This is a genomic window from Rhodococcus ruber NBRC 15591 (assembly GCF_001894945.1).
GTDB lineage: Bacteria > Actinomycetota > Actinomycetes > Mycobacteriales > Mycobacteriaceae > Rhodococcus > Rhodococcus ruber.
On record NZ_BCXE01000023.1, the window covers coordinates 22,592 to 43,588 of the forward strand.

20 protein-coding genes are annotated in these 20,997 nt (G+C 70.6%); 17 read left to right on the top strand and 3 right to left on the bottom strand.

What is annotated here, in order from left to right; genetic code table 11:
* Window positions 1–8 precede the first annotated feature (8 nt).
* The 15 genes from folE (at window position 9) to RR3_RS16105 (ending at window position 14,285) form a co-directional block, all read left to right on the top strand.
* Window positions 9–626, top strand: a complete 618-nt coding sequence (gene folE / locus RR3_RS16035; protein ID WP_371851040.1) for a GTP cyclohydrolase I FolE — start codon at window positions 9–11, stop codon at window positions 624–626.
* 2 nt (window positions 627–628) lie between these two features.
* Window positions 629–1,480 (top strand): dihydropteroate synthase, encoded by an 852-nt coding sequence (gene folP / locus RR3_RS16040; RefSeq protein WP_085997952.1) that lies wholly within the window; start codon window positions 629–631, stop codon window positions 1,478–1,480.
* Complete coding sequence (gene folB / locus RR3_RS16045) at window positions 1,477–1,845, top strand: dihydroneopterin aldolase (RefSeq protein WP_010594615.1); 369 nt, start codon at window positions 1,477–1,479, stop codon at window positions 1,843–1,845. The genes folP and folB overlap by 4 nt, the downstream gene beginning before the upstream one ends.
* Window positions 1,842–2,366: a 2-amino-4-hydroxy-6-hydroxymethyldihydropteridine diphosphokinase gene (gene folK / locus RR3_RS16050; RefSeq protein ID WP_064066310.1), complete on the top strand. Its 525-nt coding sequence runs from the start codon at window positions 1,842–1,844 to the stop codon at window positions 2,364–2,366. Before folB ends, folK begins: the two co-directional genes overlap by 4 nt.
* Window positions 2,366–2,830 (top strand): DUF3180 domain-containing protein, encoded by a 465-nt coding sequence (locus RR3_RS16055; RefSeq protein ID WP_017681654.1) that lies wholly within the window; start codon window positions 2,366–2,368, stop codon window positions 2,828–2,830. Before folK ends, RR3_RS16055 begins: the two co-directional genes overlap by 1 nt.
* Before the next feature lie 130 nt (window positions 2,831–2,960).
* Window positions 2,961–3,872 (top strand): DUF6779 domain-containing protein, encoded by a 912-nt coding sequence (locus tag RR3_RS16060; RefSeq protein ID WP_307718187.1) that lies wholly within the window; start codon window positions 2,961–2,963, stop codon window positions 3,870–3,872.
* Between the two features lie 128 nt (window positions 3,873–4,000).
* Window positions 4,001–4,936 (top strand): Rossmann-like and DUF2520 domain-containing protein, encoded by a 936-nt coding sequence (locus RR3_RS16065; RefSeq protein ID WP_017681653.1) that lies wholly within the window; start codon window positions 4,001–4,003, stop codon window positions 4,934–4,936.
* The gene (gene panC, locus RR3_RS16070; protein WP_048773418.1) at window positions 4,929–5,870 is read left to right on the top strand and encodes a pantoate--beta-alanine ligase; all 942 of its coding nucleotides are present in this window, start codon (window positions 4,929–4,931) and stop codon (window positions 5,868–5,870) included. The genes RR3_RS16065 and panC overlap by 8 nt, the downstream gene beginning before the upstream one ends.
* 31 nt (window positions 5,871–5,901) lie before the next feature.
* Window positions 5,902–6,339, top strand: a complete 438-nt coding sequence (gene panD / locus RR3_RS16075) for an aspartate 1-decarboxylase (RefSeq protein ID WP_003935999.1) — start codon at window positions 5,902–5,904, stop codon at window positions 6,337–6,339.
* A gap of 2 nt (window positions 6,340–6,341) precedes the next feature.
* The gene (locus tag RR3_RS16080) at window positions 6,342–7,184 is read left to right on the top strand and encodes a type III pantothenate kinase (protein WP_010594608.1); all 843 of its coding nucleotides are present in this window, start codon (window positions 6,342–6,344) and stop codon (window positions 7,182–7,184) included.
* Between the two features lie 87 nt (window positions 7,185–7,271).
* Window positions 7,272–7,715 (top strand): rhodanese-like domain-containing protein, encoded by a 444-nt coding sequence (locus tag RR3_RS16085; RefSeq protein ID WP_010594607.1) that lies wholly within the window; start codon window positions 7,272–7,274, stop codon window positions 7,713–7,715.
* A gap of 76 nt (window positions 7,716–7,791) precedes the next feature.
* On the top strand, window positions 7,792–9,300 hold the full coding sequence (gene lysS / locus RR3_RS16090; RefSeq protein ID WP_010594606.1) for a lysine--tRNA ligase: 1,509 nt from the start codon (window positions 7,792–7,794) through the stop codon (window positions 9,298–9,300).
* Between the two features lie 102 nt (window positions 9,301–9,402).
* On the top strand, window positions 9,403–9,753 hold the full coding sequence (locus RR3_RS16095; protein ID WP_010594605.1) for a histone-like nucleoid-structuring protein Lsr2: 351 nt from the start codon (window positions 9,403–9,405) through the stop codon (window positions 9,751–9,753).
* Between the two features lie 319 nt (window positions 9,754–10,072).
* Entirely contained in the window at window positions 10,073–11,503 is a 1,431-nt protein-coding gene (locus RR3_RS16100) for a phospholipase D-like domain-containing protein (RefSeq protein ID WP_026137980.1), read from the top strand.
* A gap of 256 nt (window positions 11,504–11,759) precedes the next feature.
* A complete protein-coding gene (locus RR3_RS16105; RefSeq protein ID WP_010594602.1) occupies window positions 11,760–14,285 on the top strand; it encodes an ATP-dependent Clp protease ATP-binding subunit in 2,526 nt (841 codons plus the stop codon).
* A 70-nt stretch (window positions 14,286–14,355) separates the two neighbouring features.
* Here RR3_RS16105 and RR3_RS16110 read toward each other — a convergent pair whose 3' ends face one another.
* Entirely contained in the window at window positions 14,356–14,949 is a 594-nt protein-coding gene (locus RR3_RS16110; protein ID WP_010594601.1) for a TIGR03086 family metal-binding protein, read from the bottom strand.
* 94 nt (window positions 14,950–15,043) lie between these two features.
* Between RR3_RS16110 and RR3_RS16115 the strand changes: the two genes are divergently transcribed.
* A complete protein-coding gene (locus tag RR3_RS16115) occupies window positions 15,044–15,991 on the top strand; it encodes a helix-turn-helix transcriptional regulator (RefSeq protein WP_064066308.1) in 948 nt (315 codons plus the stop codon).
* A gap of 9 nt (window positions 15,992–16,000) precedes the next feature.
* Here RR3_RS16115 and RR3_RS16120 read toward each other — a convergent pair whose 3' ends face one another.
* Window positions 16,001–16,789 carry a PIG-L deacetylase family protein gene (locus tag RR3_RS16120; RefSeq protein ID WP_064066307.1) on the bottom strand — a complete coding sequence of 263 codons (789 nt, stop codon included), beginning with the start codon at window positions 16,787–16,789 and terminating at the stop codon, window positions 16,001–16,003.
* A 106-nt stretch (window positions 16,790–16,895) separates the two neighbouring features.
* Between RR3_RS16120 and RR3_RS16125 the strand changes: the two genes are divergently transcribed.
* On the top strand, window positions 16,896–18,092 hold the full coding sequence (locus RR3_RS16125; RefSeq protein WP_064066306.1) for an acyl-CoA dehydrogenase family protein: 1,197 nt from the start codon (window positions 16,896–16,898) through the stop codon (window positions 18,090–18,092).
* A gap of 19 nt (window positions 18,093–18,111) precedes the next feature.
* Here RR3_RS16125 and RR3_RS16130 read toward each other — a convergent pair whose 3' ends face one another.
* Window positions 18,112–20,958 carry an ATP-binding protein gene (locus tag RR3_RS16130; protein ID WP_017681649.1) on the bottom strand — a complete coding sequence of 949 codons (2,847 nt, stop codon included), beginning with the start codon at window positions 20,956–20,958 and terminating at the stop codon, window positions 18,112–18,114.
* Between the last annotated feature and the right edge of the window lie 39 nt (window positions 20,959–20,997).

The window sequence follows — 20,997 nt, forward strand, 5'->3', positions numbered from 1 at the left end:
CGGATTCCGTGTCGATCGGCGGTGACGGCGAGCTCCTGCGCAGCCGGGAATCGGGCCGGGCCTTCGATCAGGCTCGCGCGGAGGCGGCCGTGCGGGAACTGCTGATCGCGGTGGGGGAGGACCCCGAGCGCGAAGGGCTGCTCGACACCCCGGCCCGGGTCGCGCGGGCGTACCGGGAGATGTTCGCCGGTCTGTACACCGATCCGGACTCGGTCCTGGACAAGACCTTCGACGAGGGCCATCAGGAACTCGTCCTGGTCCGCGACATTCCGATGTACTCGACGTGCGAGCACCACCTGGTCTCGTTCCACGGGGTCGCGCACGTCGGCTACATCCCCGGTCCCACCGGCCGGGTGACGGGCCTGTCGAAGCTGGCGCGGGTGGTGGATCTGTACGCCAAGCGGCCGCAGGTGCAGGAGCGGCTGACCAGTCAGGTGGCGGATGCGCTGATGCGCAAGCTGGATCCGGTCGGGGTGATCGTGGTCGTCGAGGCCGAGCATCTGTGCATGGCCATGCGGGGCATCCGCAAGCCGGGGGCGAGCACCACGACCTCGGCGGTGCGGGGGTTGCTGCAGACCAACTCGGCGTCGCGTGCCGAGGCCCTGGATCTGATCCTGCGCCGGTGAGCATGCTGCCGAACCCCGGTCGCCCGGTGGTGATGGGTGTGCTGAACGTGACGCGGGATTCGTTCTCGGACGGCGGCCGGTACCTCGACCGCGACGCGGCGATCGCGCACGGCCTGGAACTGCGTGACCTGGGTGTGGACATCGTCGACGTCGGTGGGGAATCCACCCGTCCCGGAGCGGCTCGCGTCGACCCGGAGGTCGAGGCCGCGCGGGTCGCGCCGGTCGTCGCCGCGTTGAGCGCCGCCGGCATTCCCACCAGTGTCGACACCATGCGTGCCTCCGTGGCCGAGGCGGCGATCGAGGCCGGGGTCACCATCGTCAACGACGTCTCGGGTGGACGCGCCGACTCTCGCATGGCCGCGGTCGTGGCCGCGGCCGGCGTGCCGTGGATCCTCATGCACTGGCGACCCGCCGGCGGCTTCGTGCACGCCGGCGGATCCACCCACTACGACGACGTGGTCCGCGAAGTGCGCGGGGAGCTGATGGTGCAGGTGGACGCCGCGATCGCGGCCGGCGTGGATCCGGCGAACATCATCCTCGATCCCGGCCTCGGCTTCGTGAAGGACGCCGACCACAACTGGGAACTGCTGCGCCGCCTGCCCGAGCTCACCGAACTCGGCTACCCGGTGCTGATCGGTGCGTCGCGCAAACGCTTCCTCGGTTCCCTGCTCGCCGCCCCCGACGGCACGATCCGGCCACCCGGTGGCCGCGAGGTGGCCACGGCCGTCGTGTCGGCGCTCGCGGCGGAGCACGGGGCGTGGGGAGTGCGCGTGCACGACGTGCGGGCGTCGCTGGACGCTGTCGCCGTCGTCGGGGCGTGGCAGCGCGGCAGTGCGGCGGGAGGATCGGCGTGAGCGACCGGATCGAACTGCGCGGACTGCGGGTCCGCGGCCACCACGGGGTGTTCGACCACGAGAAGCGCGACGGCCAGGACTTCCTGGTGGACATCGTCGCGTGGCTCGATCTCGCACCGGCTGCGGCGAGCGACGCCCTCGACGACACCCTGCACTACGGCATCCTCGCCGAGCGGGCCGCCGCGATCGTCGCGGGCCCGTCACGCGACCTCATCGAGACCGTTGCCGGTGAGATCGCCGCCGACGTCCTCACCGACCCGCGGGTCACCCGGGTCGAGGTCACCCTGCACAAGCCGTCGGCGCCGATCCCGCTGACCTTCGCGGACGTGGCGGTGGTGGTCGAGCGCACCCGGAGCGGCTCGTGAGCCGGGCGGTGCTGTCCATCGGCTCGAACATCGGGGACCGGACCGCGCACCTGCGCTCGGTCACCGAAGCTCTCGCCGACCGGATCGTGGTCGTGTCGCCGGTGTATTCGACCGCGCCGTGGGGCGGGGTCGAGCAGCAGGACTTCCTCAACGCCGTCGTCGTCGCCGAGGACCCGTCGCTGGACTGCCGCGGCTGGCTCTACCTGGGCCGGCAGCTCGAGGCTGCCGCCGACCGGGTCCGGGAACAGCGGTGGGGTCCGCGCAGCCTCGACGTGGACGTGGTCACCTGCCACGACTCGGACGGCCGCGAGGTTCTCAGCGACGATCCCGAGCTGACCCTGCCGCATCCGCGCGCCCACCTGCGCGCCTTCGTGCTCGTCCCGTGGTGGGACGTCGAACCGCAGGCGACGCTGGTGGTCGACGGCACGCGACGGCCGTTGACGGAGTGGCTCGCGGCTCTCGCCGTCGACGAACGCGAAGGTGTGCGCCGCACCGAGTACCGGCTGGAGCCGCCGCGGTGATGAAGCCGACGCGTATCCGGGATCTGCTGGCGCTGGCGGTGCTCGCCGCCGTCGCGGCATGGCTGCTGGCGCGCGGCCTGTACGGCACGCTGCCGCCGATCCCCGTCTATGCGGGAGCGTCGCTGTATCCGGTCGCGATCGTCGAGGTGGTGCTGGCCTTCATGATCCGTTCCCGCGTCGGCAAGCACGAGATCGGCGACGGGCCGCACCAGTTGCATCCCATCACGGCGGCTCGTGCGGTGGCGCTCGCGAAGGCATCGGCATTGGTCGGTGCGGCCAGCGCGGGCATCTGGGCGGGGTTCCTGCTGTACCTGGTGCCGCAGCGACCGGTGCTCCAGGCCGCGGTCGAGGACAGCGCCGGTGTGATCGTCGGGCTGCTCGCCGGTGTGGCACTCGCGGGTGCCGCCCTGTGGCTCGAACATTGTTGCCGGACACCGGAAGATCCCGACGAGCCGGCGACCTGACGGCGGCGGCGGTCCGGGTGCGCTCGACTTTCGGGTCACGGCGGCCACGCCCAGTAGTCTGGAGCCCATGGGGACTCCGGTGCGAACGAGGAAGGGTCGTCGGCCACGGCGCAGCGCGAGTTCTGTGATCGTGGCGGCACTGCTCGCCCTGGCGCTGATCGCGTCGCTGTTCCTGGTCTTCAGCGACAGCGTCCAGCTGTTGCGTGTCGGGCTGGTGGTCGCGCTGTGGGCTGCCACCGTCGGCGCGATCGCCATGACGAAGTACCGACGCGAGTCGGCACTGGACCGCGCCAAGGTCCGGGATCTGCAGACCGTGTACGAACTGCAGCTCGAACGGGAGATCGCGGCACGCCGCGAGTACGAGCTGACCGTCGAGGAGAAGGTCCGCTCGGAGCTGCGCATCGACGCCGACCAGATGGCGGCCCTGCGGGCCGAGCTCGCTGCGCTGCGACGCAACCTCGAGGTGCTCTTCGACGGCCGGCTGCCCGAGGACCGCGCCGCGTTGTGGGCGGGCCGGGGACAACTGCAGGAGCTCGGCGGCGGGAACTTCCGGGTCACCGCCGCGCCCCGCCCGGCGGGACCGTTCTTCGCGTCGCCCGACGACGAGCCGGTGACCGCCGAGACCACGGTGGTCACCGACGGCGACACGACGACCGCTGTGCCCCGCCGCCCGGCGGGAGCGACGGCCGCTCCCGGCGCGTCGCCGGACCCGCGACGACAGGACGGGACCGGCCCCGAGGACCGGACCGAGGCCGGGACACGGCCGGAGGAACCCGAGGACGCCGGGACACGGCCGGAGGAACCCGAGGCCGCCGGGACACGACCGGAACAGCCCGAGGACGCCGGGACACGACCGGAACAGCCCGAGGACGCCGGGTCCCAGCCGGAGCCACCCGAGGACGGGGCCTCGGACGCGGACGGCGACGCCGAGCCCACGGGCCGGCGCGCCCGGCGACGGCGGGCGGACGACGCGGGCGAGGGCGCGCACAGCCAGGGGCGCACGGTCGCGGAGATCCTGGCTGCCCTGTCCGCCGAACGCTGAGCACCCGCCACGGTAGGTGAGGCGCAGATCACGTTCTCTGCCGTGGCCGTGGTCGCTCGCACCGCGCTATCGTCGATCGGAACGTCTGGTACCCGCCGAGCGGGACTGGAACGAATGAGAGGACTCCCGTGACCTCCTTCGGGATCACCAACGAGCCTGCGCCTGCACGACTGACGGTCGGAATCGTTTCCGCCGGGCGGGTGGGCACGGCGATCGGCGCGGCACTCGAACGCGTCGGCCACCTGGTCGTGGCCTGTTCCGCCGTTTCCGAACAGTCCAAGCACCGCGCCCGCACCCGGCTCCCGGACACCGAAATTCTCCCCGTCGACGAGGTCGCCGCTCGCTGCGACCTGCTGCTCCTCGCCGTCCCGGACTCGGAACTCCACGCCCTCGTCCGCGGCCTCGCCGCCACCGGTTCCGTATCGCGCGGCACGATCGTCGCCCACACGTCCGGCGCGAACGGCGTCGGTGTTCTCGCTCCGCTGGCAGACCAGGGCGTCGTGCCGCTCGCCATCCATCCGGCGATGACGTTCACCGGCCACGACGAGGACACCGTCCGGCTCGCGTCGGCGTGCTTCGGCATCACGGCCGCCGACGACATCGGCTACGCGATCGCCCAGTCCCTCGTGCTCGAGATCGGCGGCGAACCCGTGCGCGTCCGCGAGGAGCGGCGCGCGCTGTACCACGCCGCGCTCGCCCACGGCAGCAACCACCTCGTCACCCTCGTGGTCGATGCGGTGGAGGCGCTGCGGGTGGCGCTCGAGGGTGACGAACTGCTCGGCCAGCAACTCGTCGACGACGCGCCCGGTGGTGTCGCGGAGCGGGTGCTGCAGCCGCTGCTGGCGGCGGCGCTCGACAACGCGCTGCGCCGCGGACCGTCCGCGCTGACCGGTCCGGTCGCTCGCGGCGACGCGCAGGCCGTGGCCACGCACCTGCGGGTGCTCGACGAGGTCGAACCTCGGATCGCCGCCGGCTACCGGGCGATGTCGCTGCGTTCGGCGCAGCGCGCCGGTGCGAAACCGGAACTGATGGAGATCCTCGAAGGGGCTGATCACGGTGAGTGAAACGCAACAGGGCGGCTACGTGCGCGGCGAGTTGACCGTGCACCACGATCCCGCCGGCCTGACCAAGGTCACCAAGGCGCTGCGCGGCGTCGGCCGCACCGTGGCGCTCGTGCCGACGATGGGTGCCCTGCACGCCGGTCACCTCGAACTCGTACGGCAGGCGAAGCTCACCGGTGCCGTGGTGGTGGTGTCGATCTTCGTCAATCCGCTGCAGTTCGGCGCCGGTGAGGACCTCGACGCCTACCCCCGCACCCTCGACGCGGACCTCGCGCTGCTGCGCGAGGCCGGTGTCGAGCTGGCGTTCGCACCGACGGCGGCCGCGATGTACCCCGAGGGCAGGCGGACCATGATCCATCCGGGCCCCCTGGGAGCGGAGCTCGAGGGTGGCAGCCGCCCGACGCACTTCGCGGGCATGCTCACCGTCGTCGCGAAGCTGCTGCAGATCGCGGCGCCCAACGTCGTGTTCTTCGGCGAGAAGGACTACCAGCAGCTCGCCCTGGTCCGGCAGATGGTGCAGGACCTGAACTTCGACGTCCGCATCGTGGGTGTGCCGACGGTGCGCGAGCAGGACGGGCTCGCGCTGTCGTCGCGCAACCGCTACCTGGATCCGGAGCAGCGCCGGATCGCCACCGTGCTGTCCGCGGCGCTGGTCGCCGGGGCGCACGCCGCCGCCGGCGGGCCGGAGGCCGTGCTCACCGCCGCACGCGCGGTGCTCGCCGCCGAGCCCGCGGTGGAGCTGGACTATCTCGAACTGCGGGGTGCGGATCTCGGTCCCGCTCCGGAACGTGGCGACGGCCGGCTGCTGATCGCCGCTCGGATCGGCACCACCCGGCTCATCGACAACGTCGGTGTCGCAATCGGCACCGGATTCCTCGAACGCGAGACCGGCCCGGTCGACGCGTCCACCCCCGACGACCTGCTCACCCGCCGATAGCGCGACCGGCACGAAAAGCTGAGGAGACACCATGTTCCGCACGATGATGAAGTCGAAGATCCACCGCGCCACGGTGACCCACGCCGATCTGCACTACGTGGGCTCGGTGACCGTCGACCAGGACCTGATGGACGCCGCCGACCTGCTCGAGGGCGAGCAGGTCGCGATCGTCGACATCGACAACGGCAACCGTCTCGAAACCTACGTCATCGCGGGCGAGCGAGGCTCCGGCGTCATCGGGATCAACGGTGCCGCAGCACGTCTCGTGAGCCCCGGCGATCTCGTCATCCTCATCGCCTACGGCGTGATGAACGAGCAGGAATGCCGCGACTACAACCCGCGCGTGGTGTTCGTCGACGCGGACAACCGGCAGGTCGAACTCGGCAACGATCCGGCGCACGCGCCGGAGGGTTCCGGTCTGATCACCCCGCGCATGCTCGCCACGCTCGACTCCGGTTCGTTGGTGTAACAGTGCTCCTCGCCGTCGACGTCCGGAACACCAACGTCGTCCTCGGTCTGTTCACCGGCAGCGGCTCGCACGCGAAGTTGTTGCGGGACTGGCGGATGCGTACCGATCCGCGGATGACCGCCGACGAGCTCGCGCTCATCTTCCGTGGCCTGCTCGGCGGCTACGTCGATCAGATCACCGGGGTGACCGCGCTGTCCACGGTGCCGTCGGTGCTGCGCGAGATCCGGGTGATGTTGGCCCGCTACTGGGAACACGTGCCGCACGTGGTCGTCGAACCGGGCGTGCGCACCGGGGTGCCGCTGCTCGTCGACAACCCCAAGGAGGTCGGCGCCGACCGCATCGTCAACAGTCTTGCGGCACACCACTTCTACGACGGTCCGTGCATCGTGGTGGACTTCGGGACGTCCACGTGCGTGGACGTGGTCTCGGCGAAGGGGGAGTTCCTCGGCGGCATCATCGCCCCCGGCATCGAGGTGTCGATGGACGCGCTCGCCTCCCAGTCCGCGGCGCTGCGCAAGGTGGAGCTGCTGCGCCCGCGCGCCGTGGTCGGCAAGAACACCGTCGAATGCATGCAGTCCGGTGCGGTTTTCGGATTCGCCGGGATGGTCGACGGGCTGGTGCGGCTGGTGCGTTCCGAGCAGCGCGGCTTCGACGGTGACGACGTCGCGGTCATCGGGACCGGCGACCGTGCGCCGCTGATCATGCCGGAATCCGAGATGCTCGAGCACCACGAACCGGACCTGACGCTGGAGGGGCTGCGCCTGGTGTACGAGCGCAATCTCGCACGGCGCGGCGCCCGATCCGCCGCAGTGGGTTCCGCCCACCGCGATCCTGTGCAAGAATAGTCGCCGTGATCCGCTGCATGAGCGCCCAGGAGTGTTGTCGAGGCTGACGTCCGCCTCGACCGTTCACACCTTCCTGGAGTCTCTCTCATGCGCACTGCGCTTGCTGCATCCTTCGTCGCCGCACCCGCCCATCCCCTCCCGCTCACCACCGAGCGCATCTATCCGGCCGGACTGGCCGCGACCGTCGCGCGCGGCGCGGTGGTCGTCGACATCCGTTCCCACGCCGAGCGCGCCGCTCAGGGCACCCTGCCCGGTGCCCTGGCCATCTCCGCGGAACTGTTGCCCCGGCGTCTGCATCCCGCCGACGACGAGCGCCTGGCGGTGGCCGTCGACCGTGACGTCGAGTGGGTCGTGGTCTCGGCCTCCGGCGCGGAGACCGATGCCGTCGTCGCGGGGCTGCAGGCCCTCGGCCTGCGCCGCGTCACCGGTCTCGTCGGCGGGTACGCGGCCCTGGCGGCGGCCGGGGCGACCGGTGCGATCGCCGCCGCCCCGCACGTCGAGGACGACGTGGCGCGCGTCACCGCACACTGATCCGTCGGGGCGCCGGTCTCCCCGGGCGCGTCGGTCCTGCGCGGGCGTCCGACGCGGTCCGATAGTCTGGTCACCCGTGAGTGATGCACCGGTTCAGCAGTCCGACGACACCCCCGAGCAGATCCGTATCCGCCGCGAGAAGCGCGAACGGATCCTGGCGCAGGGCAAGGACGCGTATCCCGTCGTCGTTCCGCGCACTCACACCCTCGCGGAGATCCGCGAGAAGTACCCCGACCTCGAGCCCGACACCGTCACCGGTGAGGAGGTCGGCGTCGCCGGCCGGGTCATCTTCTTCCGCAACACCGGCAAGCTCTGCTTCGCCACGCTGCAGGAGGGCGACGGCACCCAGTTGCAGGCGATGATCAGCCTGAACGGTGTCGGCGAGGAATCCCTCGCGGCGTGGAAGCACGAGGTGGACCTCGGTGACTTCGTGTTCGTGCACGGCGAGGTGATCAGTTCTCGTCGCGGCGAGCTCAGCGTCATGGCGGACTCGTGGCAGATGGCCGCCAAGGCGCTGCGCCCGCTGCCGGTCGCGCACAAGGAGATGAACGAGGAGACCCGGGTCCGGCAGCGCTACGCCGACCTGATCGTGCGTCCCGAGGCCCGCGCCAACGCCCGCATGCGTGTCGCGGTGGTGCGCGAGCTGCGCAATGCCCTCGAGCGGCGCGGCTTCCTCGAGGTCGAGACCCCGATGCTGCAGACCCTGCACGGTGGTGCGACGGCGCGTCCGTTCGTCACCCATTCGAACGCGCTCGACATGGATCTGTACCTGCGCATCGCGCCGGAACTGTTCCTCAAGCGCTGCGTGGTGGGTGGCATCGAGAAGGTCTTCGAGATCAACCGCAACTTTCGCAACGAGGGTGCGGACTCCACGCACTCGCCCGAATTCGCCATGCTCGAGACCTACGAGGCGTACGGCACGTACGACGATTCGGCGACGATGATTCGCGAGCTCATCCAGGAGGTGGCGATGGCGGTGTTCGGCACCCACGTCGTCACCCTCGCCGACGGCACCGAGTACGACCTCGGCGGCGAATGGAAAGTGATGGAGATGTACCCGTCACTGTCCGCGGCCATCGGCACCGAGGTCACGCCCGAGACGTCCCTCGAGGAGCTGCATGCGCTCGCCGATCGGGTGGGTCTCGAGGTTCCGGAGGGCAAGGGCTGGGGCCACGGGAAACTCGTCGAGGAGTTGTGGGAGCACCAGTGCGGCGACCAGTTGCACGAGCCGACGTTCGTGCGGGACTACCCCGTCGAGACCTCGCCGCTCACCCGGCAGCACCGCAGCAAGAACGGTGTGACCGAGAAATGGGACCTGTACGTACGCGGCTTCGAACTGGCCACCGGCTACTCGGAACTCGTCGACCCCGTGATCCAGCGCGAGCGATTCGTCGACCAGGCGCGGCTGGCCTCGGCTGGTGACGACGAGGCGATGGTCCTCGACGAGGATTTCCTCGCGGCGATGGAACAGGGAATGCCTCCGACGACCGGGACCGGCATGGGAATCGATCGATTGCTGATGGCGCTGACGGGCCTCGGAATCCGGGAAACAATCCTGTTCCCAATTGTTCGTCCGGCGAGGTAATTGGTCGCATTCGATTTCCGTATTGCCATGAATTGATTCCCGGGTATTGTTGTCTCGTACCGCGGGGGGCCGCGCTTCTTCATTCGAGAGGATTTGCAGCACATGGCAAAGAAAGTCACCGTTACCCTGATCGACGATGTGGACGGGGAGACGGCGGCGGACGAATCCGTGGAATTCGGGCTCGACGGAGTCACCTACGAGATCGATCTGTCCGAGGAAAACGCGGCCAAGCTCCGGGAAGAATTGGAGTTCTGGGTCACCCATGCCCGCAAGGTCGGTGGCCGTAAGCGCGCGAAGGTCGTGCCCACCGCGCCCGCAGCGCGCAAGTCCGCGCGTGGTGGTTCGGAACGAACCGCGGAAATCCGGGAATGGGCCCGTAACAACGACATGCCCGTCTCCGCCCGGGGACGCATCTCCGCCGAAATCATCGAGGCCTACAACAAGGCACACTGACAGCACGGCTCGACAAGGCGCACCGGCGGTAAGCCGCAAAGGCACACCGGCGGCAAAGCCGCAAAGGCACACCGGCGGCAAAGCCGCAAAGGCACACCGAGCACAGGTGCCGTCTTCCGGCCGACGAGGCGATATCCGCGACAACAGTCCCGGATATCGCCTCGTCGTCGTGGCGCGCAGATTTCGTTCCCTATTCGTCCGGAAAGCGGATCGGTCGCTCGGAACGGTGCGCTGTCGCGAAGCGGAGACAATCGTCACAACTGCCCGGCCTTTCGTCTCTCGCGGCGGGCGGGCGAGATTCCCGGGTAGCGTGTCGGCCATGGCAGAGCGGATTGCCGCCCCGGGCGAGACGTGCTGGCGGGTCGATCGGGCCGATCGTCTCGCCTGCATCGTCGACGCCGCAGACTATTTCCGGTACGCCAAGTCGGCGATGCTGCAGGCCCGCAGACGGATCCTCCTGATCGGGTGGGACTTCGACACGAGGATCAAATTCGAACCCGATCGCAAGACCCTCGAGGGACCGAACCGGCTGGGTGCCTTCCTCAAGTGGTTGCCACGTCGGCAGCCGGATCTCGAGGTGATGCTGCTGAAGTGGAACATCGGCGCATTCGCCGCCATCGGACGCGGGATGACACCTGTCTTCGTGCTGAACTGGCTGAGCGACCCCCGGCTCCGGCTCGAGATCGACGGTGCCCACCCCGTGGGAGCGGCGCATCATCAGAAGATCATCGTGATCGACGACGTCGTCGCGTTCTGCGGTGGCATCGACATGACCGTGGACCGGTGGGACACCAGCGAACATCCCGACCGCAGCCGTTACCGGCGGGAGCCGAACGGTCGCCGGTACGGACCGTGGCACGACGTCACCACCGCGGTGGACGGCGCGGCCGCCCGCGCGATCGGCGAGCAGGCCCGTGCCCGGTGGAAGGCTGCGACCGGGGAGGACCTCGAGCCGGTCGAGGCCGATCACACCATCTGGCCCGAGGGGTTGCGCCCGGCGCTGCGCGATGTCGACGTCGCCGTCGCCCGCACCCTGCCCGAACTCCGCGACCGCGCCGAGGTCCGGGAGATCGAAGCCCTCTACCTGGCGGTGATCGCCGGCGCCCGTCGCACGCTCTACATGGAGAGCCAGTACCTGGCGTCCCGGACCCTCGCCGAAGCCCTCGCGAAGCGGCTGCACGAACCGGACGGCCCGCAGATCGTGCTGGTCCTGCCGCGCAACGCCGAGGGATGGCTCGAGCAGAAGGCGATGGACGGTGCCCGTCGCAAGCTGCTGCACATGCTGTGGAACGCCGACGTCCACGGGCGGTTCGCCGCCTACTACCCGGTCACCGCGGGCGGAGCGCCGATCTACGTGCACGCGAAGGTCGTCGTCATGGACGACGTGCTGCTGCGCATCGGCTCGTCGAACCTGAACAACCGGTCCCTGGGCTTCGACACCGAGTGCGATCTCTTCGTCGAGGCGGATCACGAGGGCGACCACATCAGCCGTGCGGTCGTCGAGATGCGGGAGCGTCTGCTGTCCGAGCACCTGGGGGTGTCCCCGCAGGACGTCGCCTCCGCCGTCCGGTCCGAAGGCTCGCTCGTCGCCGCGGTGGAACGGCTGCGCGGACCGGGCCGGACGCTCGAGCGGTTCGAGCCCGGCACCGTCGCCGACGAGGACAGCCCCCTCGCGGAGAACGAACTCGTCGACCCCGAACGCGCCCCGCAGCGCGTCGGACAGCGCATTCGCCGGTTGATGCCCCGCTGAGCAGCGTGTTCGCTGCTGGCGTACACGGAGGTGGGAACGCCGGGTCGACGTGCGGCGTTACCCCTCGTAGCCGGAGTTGCCGCCGGTGCCGATCGGGTGGAGGGGCAGCGCCTCGAAACGGCGGCAACTAGAGTGTCGAGTGGGGTCGTGGAACCTGGTTCCACTCGACGACTCGAGTGCCGGAGCGAAACGCGGCAGCCGGGTCCGGAACGATCCGCGTACCGGACCTGTCGGCCGGAGAGTGTGAGGGAGTGCGATGTTCGAAAGGTTCACCGATCGCGCGCGGCGCGTCGTCGTCCTGGCTCAGGAAGAGGCCAGGATGCTCAACCACAACTACATCGGCACGGAGCACATTCTCCTGGGCCTCATTCACGAAGGCGAGGGCGTAGCGGCCAAGTCGCTCGAATCTTTGGGGATCTCCCTCGAAGGCGTCCGCAGCCAGGTCGAGGAGATCATCGGCCAGGGACAGCAGGCCCCCTCGGGTCACATCCCGTTCACGCCCCGTGCCAAGAAGGTGCTCGAGCTCAGCCTGCGTGAGGCGCTGCAGCTCGGACACAACTACATCGGTACCGAGCACATCCTGCTCGGCCTCATCCGCGAGGGTGAGGGCGTCGCGGCGCAGGTGCTCGTCAAGCTCGGCGCCGACCTGAACCGGGTCCGTCAGCAGGTCATCCAGCTGCTCTCCGGATACCAGGGCAAGGAGCCCCAGGAATCCGGCACCAGCCGTGGCGAGGCCGGCACCCCGTCGACGTCGCTGGTGCTCGATCAGTTCGGCCGCAACCTCACGCAGGCCGCGCTCGAAGGCAAGCTCGACCCCGTCATCGGACGCGCGAAGGAAATCGAGCGCGTGATGCAGGTCCTGAGCCGTCGCACCAAGAACAACCCGGTGCTCATCGGCGAGCCGGGCGTCGGCAAGACCGCCGTCGTCGAGGGCCTGGCGCAGGCCATCGTCAACGGTGAGGTCCCCGAGACCCTCAAGGACAAGCAGCTCTACACCCTCGACCTCGGCTCGCTCGTCGCGGGCAGCCGTTACCGCGGTGACTTCGAGGAACGCCTGAAGAAGGTCCTCAAGGAGATCAACAGCCGCGGCGACATCATCCTGTTCATCGACGAGCTGCACACGCTGGTCGGTGCGGGTGCCGCCGAGGGCGCCATCGACGCGGCGTCGATCCTGAAGCCGAAGCTGGCGCGCGGCGAGCTGCAGACCATCGGTGCCACCACCCTCGACGAGTACCGCAAGTACATCGAGAAGGACGCCGCGCTCGAGCGCCGGTTCCAGCCGGTGCAGGTCGGCGAGCCCACGGTCGAGCACACCATCGAGATCCTCAAGGGTCTGCGCGACCGGTACGAGGCGCACCACCGCGTGTCCATCACCGACAAGGCGCTGGTCGCCGCGGCGAGCCTCGCGGACCGCTACATCAACGACCGCTTCCTGCCGGACAAGGCGATCGACCTCATCGACGAGGCCGGTGCGCGCATGCGCATCCGCCGGATGACCGCGCCGCCGGACCTGCGCGAGTTCGACGACAAGATCGCCGACGCGCGCCGGGAGAAGGAGTCCGCGATCGACGCGCAGGACTTCGAGAAGGCCGCGAACCTGCGCGACAAGGAGAAGCAGCTCGTCGCGCAGCGTGCCGAGCGCGAGAAGCAGTGGCGCGCCGGTGATCTCGACGTCATCGCCGAGGTCGACGAGGAGCAGATCGCCGAGGTTCTCGCCAACTGGACCGGCATCCCGGTGTTCAAGCTCACCGAGGAGGAGACCACCCGTCTGCTCCGCATGGAGGACGAGCTGCACAAGCGGATCATCGGCCAGGAGGACGCCGTCAAGGCCGTCGCCAAGGCGATCCGGCGTACCCGCGCCGGCCTGAAGGACCCGAAGCGTCCCGCCGGTTCGTTCATCTTCGCCGGCCCGTCCGGCGTCGGTAAGACCGAGCTGTCGAAGGCGCTCGCGAACTTCCTGTTCGGCGAGGACGACGCGCTCATCCAGATCGACATGGGCGAGTTCCACGACCGGTTCACCGCGTCGCGCCTGTTCGGTGCCCCTCCGGGCTACGTCGGCTACGAAGAGGGCGGCCAGCTCACCGAGAAGGTGCGCCGCAAGCCGTTCTCCGTGGTTCTGTTCGACGAGATCGAGAAGGCCCACCAGGAGATCTACAACACCCTCCTGCAGGTCCTCGAGGACGGCCGCCTCACCGACGGCCAGGGACGCACGGTCGACTTCAAGAACACCGTGCTGATCTTCACCTCGAACCTCGGTACCGCCGACATCTCGAAGGCGGTGGGCCTGGGCTTCACCAAGGGCACCGGCGCCGAGTCGAACTACGAGCGGATGAAGCTCAAGGTGAACGACGAGCTCAAGAAGCACTTCCGGCCCGAGTTCCTCAACCGCATCGACGACATCATCGTCTTCCACCAGCTCACCCAGGAGCAGATCATCGAGATGGTGGACCTGATGATCGGTCGTGTCGAGGTGCAGCTGAAGAACAAGGACATGGGCATCGAGCTCACCGAGAAGGCGAAGTCGCTGCTCGCCAAGCGCGGCTTCGACCCGGTCCTCGGCGCCCGGCCGCTGCGTCGCACGATCCAGCGCGAGATCGAGGACCAGCTCTCGGAGAAGATTCTCTTCAACGAGATCGGCCCCGGCCAGATCGTCCTGGTCGACGTCGAAGGCTGGGACGGCGAGGGTGCCGGCGAGAACGCGAAGTTCACCTTCACCCCGAGCGAGAAGCCGGCCGCGGTGCCCGACACCCCGGCGGTGGCCCTGGCCAAGGACGCCGAGTAGTCCTGCTGTAACGAACGCCGACGGGCGGCACCCTCTGCGGGTGCCGCCCGTCGGCGTCGGTGTGTCCGGATCAGCGCCGCCACGCGGCGGTCTCCCGCCCGGACCAGTTCGCGAGCCGTTCGAGGGGGCTCGCATCCGGTGCGGACTCGACGACCGTGCCGAAGGGCACCCGTCCGCCGCGCCGGGCTGCGGGAATGCTGCGGCGCGCGACGGCGAACGCGGCCTCCACGAGCGCCGCGTCGGGCTCGGTCTGCAGACCGGTGGCGGCGGAGAGGTCCCATCCGTGCACGAGGGCCTCGTTGAGGTTGCTCAGCACCGCGGCGCGTCCGGGTACCGTTCCCCACGGCGCGACGACGGACCGGTCGAGCACGTCGTCGTCGCTCCACACCTTCCGGTAGTGGGCCTGCGCCCGTTCGAGCTCGGCCCGCCACGCGTCGTCGGGGACACCGGTGAGGAATTCCGGGATGCTCAACGGGTCGCCGCCGCTGCCGATCACCCGCCCCCTGTCCACGGTCGCGACGAGGTGGCCGAGCAGGGCACGCACGTCGAACTGCGGGCAGGGAGTCGGGTCGGTCATCTGCTCGGGGCGCACTTGCGCGAACAGCGTGTCCACCCATGCCAGGGCGTCACGGTAGAGGGGACGGGGATCGGTGACGGTGCTCATGTCGGGCCTCCCGGTGGTGTGTCGATGTCGGCGGACACGATGCTTCCTTCCAAACACGACATCTCCTGTCAGGTATCTCTGCGAGAGTGCCGGCATGCGCGCGGATCGGTTGCTGTCCCTCGTCCTGCTGCTGCGGCACCGCGGCCGGATGACCGCGCCCGCAATCGCCCGGGAACTCGAGGTTTCGGTGCGCACCGTGCTGCGCGACGTCGAGGCGTTGTCCACGGCAGGCATCCCCGTCTACGCCGAACGCGGACGCGCCGGCGGGTTCTCGTTGCTGCCCGGCTTCACCACCGACCTGACCGGTCTGACCGTCGACGAGGCGACCGCCCTGCTCGCGGCGAGCGCCTCGGCCACGCCCGACTCGCTCGGCATGGCGCCCGCGTTCGCCTCGGCGATGCGGAAGGTGACCGTCGCGCTGCCCGAGGCGCAGCGCACCGCCGCGGCGCGCGTCGGGGAGCGGATCGTCGTCAGCTCGTCGGGGTGGGTGATCGACCACCGGCGGGACGAGCACCTCGGCGTCGTCCAGCAGGCAGTCTTCACCGATCGTCGTCTGCGCATCCACTACCGTTCCCGTGGCGCCGAGGCGCGGTGGCGGACCGTCGATCCGCTCGGGTTGGTCAGCGCGGCGGGCCGCTGGTACCTCGTAGCCCTGCATCGCGGCGCCGAACGCACCTACCGCCTCTCCCGGATGGAACGGGTGCAACTGCTCGACACCGCGGCGCACCGCCCGCCCGACGTCGATCTCGCCCGGATCTGGCGCCGGCACCGCGCCGAGTTCCGGGCCGGCCTGGGCACGGTCACCGCCACGGTGAAGATCCGGGACCGGCGCCGGGACGACCTCGCGGTGATCGCGATCCGCATCGTCACGCAGCGGCCCACAGGCGACGGATGGTGGGAGACCGAGGTGGAGTTCGGTGGGGCCGGCCACGCCGGGGCCGCGATGTGGCAGCTCGGGGACGACGCCGAGCTGCTCGGACCGCCCGAGCTCCGGGAACAGGTCCGGTCGGCGGCGGAGCACCTCGCCGAGCGGCACCGGTAGCCCGGCCTCTCACGACGCCGCCGCCGTGCCTGTCATGGCCGTGCCTGTCATCGCCGTGCCTGTCGTTGCCTCGTCGTGGTCGGGGACGCGGAGAGCGTCGACGAACGCCTCCTCCGCGATCTGGGCCGCGTAGATCGCGGGATCGATCCGCGCGACGAGGTCGCCGGTCTGGGTGGCCATGGCCCGCAGTGCGGTGAGTTTGCGGTCGAGCTCGGGTCCCTGCAGCCGGACGTGGACCGCGAGCTGCTCTTCGGGGATGCCGGTGGGGCGCTCGTCGCTCATGTACATGCCCCATTCCTCGTAGAGGTCCCGGAACCGGTCGAGATGCTCCACGGTCGGCGTGGCGTACAGCAACCGGGACCGGCCGCCGCGGTCACGCCAGGCGCGGGTGACCCAGCGATGCACGGCGTTGTGATCCGGGTGGTAGGTCATTCCGTCGGCACCGAAGGTCAGGATCGTGTCGGGGCGGAGGTCGTCGAGGAGCCGGCCGGCCCATGCGAGACCGGCGTCGTCGTGATCGGCGAGAGCGCCGTCCGGCAGGCCGAGGACGTGGTGCTCCTCGACGCCGAGCACGGCCATGGCGGCGGCTGCCTCCCAGCGGCGGACCCGGCCCAGGCGTTCCGGCGGCCACGAGCGAGGATCTGCGGTTCCGTGCTCGCCGGCGCTGGCCGACGCGCACACGACGCGCCGGCCGGCGTCGCGGGCGGCGGCCATGATCCCCGCCGCGAGATAGGTCTCGTCGTCGGGGTGGGCCCAGATCGACAGGATCGTCCCGAGCCGGGAGGTCGTCGCGTTCATGCCTGTCACGGTGCGGGAGAGGACTCCCACGGCGCCCCCACGTGCTCTCACGGCGGTGTGATCCGCTGGGAGCGCGGCGGGAGCGGACCGGCGCATCGTCGTGGCCATGGACACCACACTCACCATGAACTCGACCCGCAACGGGGCGGCCGAGCTGCCGACAGAGATGCTGGAGCGGTTCCGCTCCCGTGCCGGCGAACTCGACCGGTCCAACTCCTACTTCGACGAGGACCTCGCGGAACTGCGAGCGGCCGGCTACCTCGCCGCCGCCGTACCCGTCCGCTACGGGGGATGGGGCCTCGATCTGGCCCGGCTGGCCGCGAGTCAGCGGCGCCTCGCGCGCTACGCCCCGGCCACTGCGCTTGCGATGACGATGCACTCGTACTGGATCGGGATCGCGACCGAACTGGAACGCACGGGCGACACGTCGCTCCGCTGGATCTCGGAGGCCGCGGTGGCCGGCGACGTGTTCGCTGCCGGCCACGCCGAGACGGGCAACGACATCCCGGTGCTCCTGTCGACGTGCCGGGCGCAGCGCGTGGCGGGCGGCTACCGCCTGACCGGCCGCAAACAGTTCGGCTCCAACGGTCCGGCGTGGCGGTGGCTCGGCGCGCATGCCGTCGATGCGGACGCGGCCGGCGGGCCGCACATCGTGCACGCGTTCGTCGAACGAGGCAGCGCGGGGGTGAACGTCGTGCCGACGTGGGACACCCTCGGCATGCGGCCGACGCAGAGCCACGACACGGTCCTCGACGACGTCTTCGTGCCCGACGACCGCATCGGGCGGGTGGTTCCCGCGGGCGACGGCAGCGATCCGTTTCTCGTGGCGATGACGATGTGGCCGCTTGCGCTCATGGCGGCGGTGTATCTGGGGATCGCCGACCGCGCCCTCGAACTCGCTGTCCGCAGCGCCCGCCGCAAGACCTCGGTGGCGATCGAGCGGGGCGCATACGCCTACAACCCGTTCGTGCAGCATCAGGTTGCACAGATGTATCTCGAGCTGGACGCCGCCTCGGCGACGCTCGACCGGTTCGTCGCGGACTGGGTGGCGGGCGCGGACCACGGCGACGAATGGGTTCCCAAGGTGTACGCGATGAAGTGGCGAGCGGTGGAGGCGGCCAAACGGGTCGTCGACATCGCCCTCGACGTGGCCGGCGGCGCCGGCATGTTCACCGGGAACGAGCTCGAACGCCTCTACCGCGACGTGCGGTGCGGGGGATTCCACCCCGGGAACGACGCGCTCACCCACGAACTCGTCGGCAAGTCGTTGCTCGGCATCCTCGGCGAACAGCCCCGATGGTGAGGTCCCGGGTCCCCCGCGGTCACAGGGCGCGGAGCGCATGCTCGGCGGCGGCCTCGCCGTCGAGCAGCGCCCCGCGCCGCCGCGCCGCCTCGTACTCGTCGTCGCCGAGCTCGGTGCGCAACCGCACGCCGAGATCGTCCAGAGCCACCTCGTCGGCACCGAAGATGCGGTGACCGGCCGCTGTCGTACGCACGGCCCCCTCGAGCACCGCGGCGTCCCGGTAGCGGCCCAGGCGTTCGAGAAGTCCGGCGATCGAGCGCAGCATCGTCCACTGCGTCGACCACATCCCGGCCCGCCGCCAGTGCGGGATCAGCCGCCGGTACTCGGCGGCGGCCGCCACGGGGTCACCGATCCGGGCGTCGATGGACGCCTTCGACGCACCGGCGAGGCCGGTGACGAACGAGGCGTTCGTCTGCTCCGCGATCTCCAGTGCCCGTGCGAAGCGGGCGCGGGCCCGTTCGACGTCGACCGCCAGGTCCGCCTCCCCGGCGCAGTGCCAGACGTACGCCGCGTGCGGTGTGCGTGCATCGCCGATCTCGGTGAGGAGTGCCGCGGCCAGCCCGACGGCGGCCGGTGCGCCCGCATAGCCCAGCGGCAGCAGCTCGCTGGCACGTGCCATGAGGCGCTGCGCCGGGTCGTGCACGGCTGCCGCGGCGGCCCGCCGGTACCAGGCGGCGGCCGCGTCCAGGTGACCTTCGAACAACTCGTAGCTCCCGCGGACGGTCAGTGCTTCGGCCGCCGGCTCGGTCTTCACCCGCTCCACCGCACGCAGCGCAGCGGCACTGAGCCGGCCGGTCTCGGTCACGTCGCCGGACATCCACGCCGCGTAGGCGGCCACCACCTGCACGCGCGCGGCGAACGGGCTCCGTCCCTCCGCGTCGGCGGCGATCACCATCCGTGCCCAGTTCAGTACGTCCGGTCGCAACCGGAAGATTCCGTAGTCCAGCAGGGCGTTGACGAGTCGGCCCGCCGGGGCGATCTCGTCGTGGTCGAGCATCCAGCCGAGCGCACTGCGCAACTCCGGTACGGCGGCGTCGATCTGCGACAGGACCGGCTCACCCGGCTGCAGCAGTCGGGAATCCGCACGGTCGACCCAGTCGACGAGGTGCCGGGCGTGCCGCTCCGCGACCGTGTCGGCTCGGCCCGCACGGACGAGCTGTTCGGCGCCGAACGCCCGCAACGTCTCGAGCAGCATGTACCGGCGACCGGGCATCCGCATCACCAGCGAACGCTCCACGAGGTGCGTCAACGCCGCGACGGTCGTCCCGGGATCCGTGCCGCAGACCGCCGCGGCGTCGGCCGCGTCGAACGAGCCCGCGAACACCGACAGGTCCGCGAAGGTCCGCCGCAGATCCTCCGGGAGCAGCCCGAACGACCACGACACGGCCGCGGCCAGCGACGCGTGCCGTGGGGTCGTGCGGTACCCCGACGCCAGCAGCTCGAAGCGGTGGTCCAGGCCCGCCGCGACCTCCGCGACCTCGTGGGTGTGTAGGCACGCCGCCGCCAGCTCGATCGCCAGCGGCAACCCGTCCAGGCGTCGCACGATCTCGGCGATGCAGGCACGTTCCCTCCCGTCCGGCTCGAAGCCGGGGACGACGGCTCGCGCCCGCTCCTCGAACAGCCGCACGGCCGGGGCGTCCTCGCCGTCGTACGGCAGCGGCGGCACCCTGCGGACGTGCTCGCCCACGACGCGGAGCCGTTCCCGGCTCGTCGCCACGACCCGCACGTGCGCACATGTGCCGAGCAGGCGTTCGACGAAGGCGGCGATCGGCTCGAGCACGTGCTCGCAGTTGTCGAGCAACAGCACGATCTCGGTCTCGCCCAGCACGTCGGCCACCCGCTCGGCGAGTGCGGTGCCGGGCCGGGCGTCGATCCGCAGGGCGGCGGCGACCACATCGACCGCGGAGTCCGGCTCGGCGGTGGCCAGCTCGCACAGCACCACCGGACGGTCCGGGCGGGCGGCGCGGAGCCGGTGCCCGGTCTCGAGGAGCAGCCGGGTCTTGCCCACCCCACCCGGGCCGACCAGGGTCACCAGTCGCCCCGACTCCGTCAGCCCGGTCACCTCCGCAGCGAGGGCGTCCCGGCCGACGAGTGACGTCGCCGGAACCGGCAGCCTGCCCACCGGAGCCCACACCCGATCGGTGGCACCGGCGAGCAGTTCCGTGTGGTGGGCCGCCAGTGCCGGCGACGGCTCGATGCCCAGCTCGTCGCCGATCAGCCGCCGGAAATCGTCGTAGACGCGCAGCGCCTCGGCCCGGCGTCCCGTTGCCGCGAGCGCCGTCATCAGAAGCCCACGCGGTCGTTCCCTCGACGGCTGCGCGTCGGCCAGTGCGGCCAGTTCGGCAACGAGGCCGTCGGTGTCGCCCCGCGCGAGCCGCGCCTCGGCCCGCACCTCGCGGGCCCGGAACCGCAGTTCCTCCAGCCGCGTCGCCTCCACGCGGGCCTCGTCCACGTCGTCGAGCTCCGGGTAGGCGGGACCCTGCCAGCGCGCGAGCACGGCCTCGATCTCGGCTGCATCGGTCGTTCCCCCCGTCGAGACCGCGACGAGGCGGTCGGCGTCGACCTCCACGCGGGCCGGATCGAGCCGATAGCCCTCACCGACGGACTCGATCAGGCCGTGGGGCAGGCCACGACGCAGCCGGAACATGTGGTTCTGCAGGGCGGCGGCCGGATCCGCCGGCAGCCTGGACGGCCACAGGGCGTCGACGGCGGAGTGCGCGGGCACCACCCGGCCCCGCCGAAGCACCAGCAGGGCCAGCAGGCGCCGCTGCAGCAGCCCGTCGGGAGTGATGTCCCGACGATCCCCGTCCAGCACGCGGATCGGGCCGAGCACCTCGACCCGCACCCGGTCGCCACCCGTGGCCACGTTTCCATTGGACCACCCGCGCCGGTCTCCTGCCGAGAC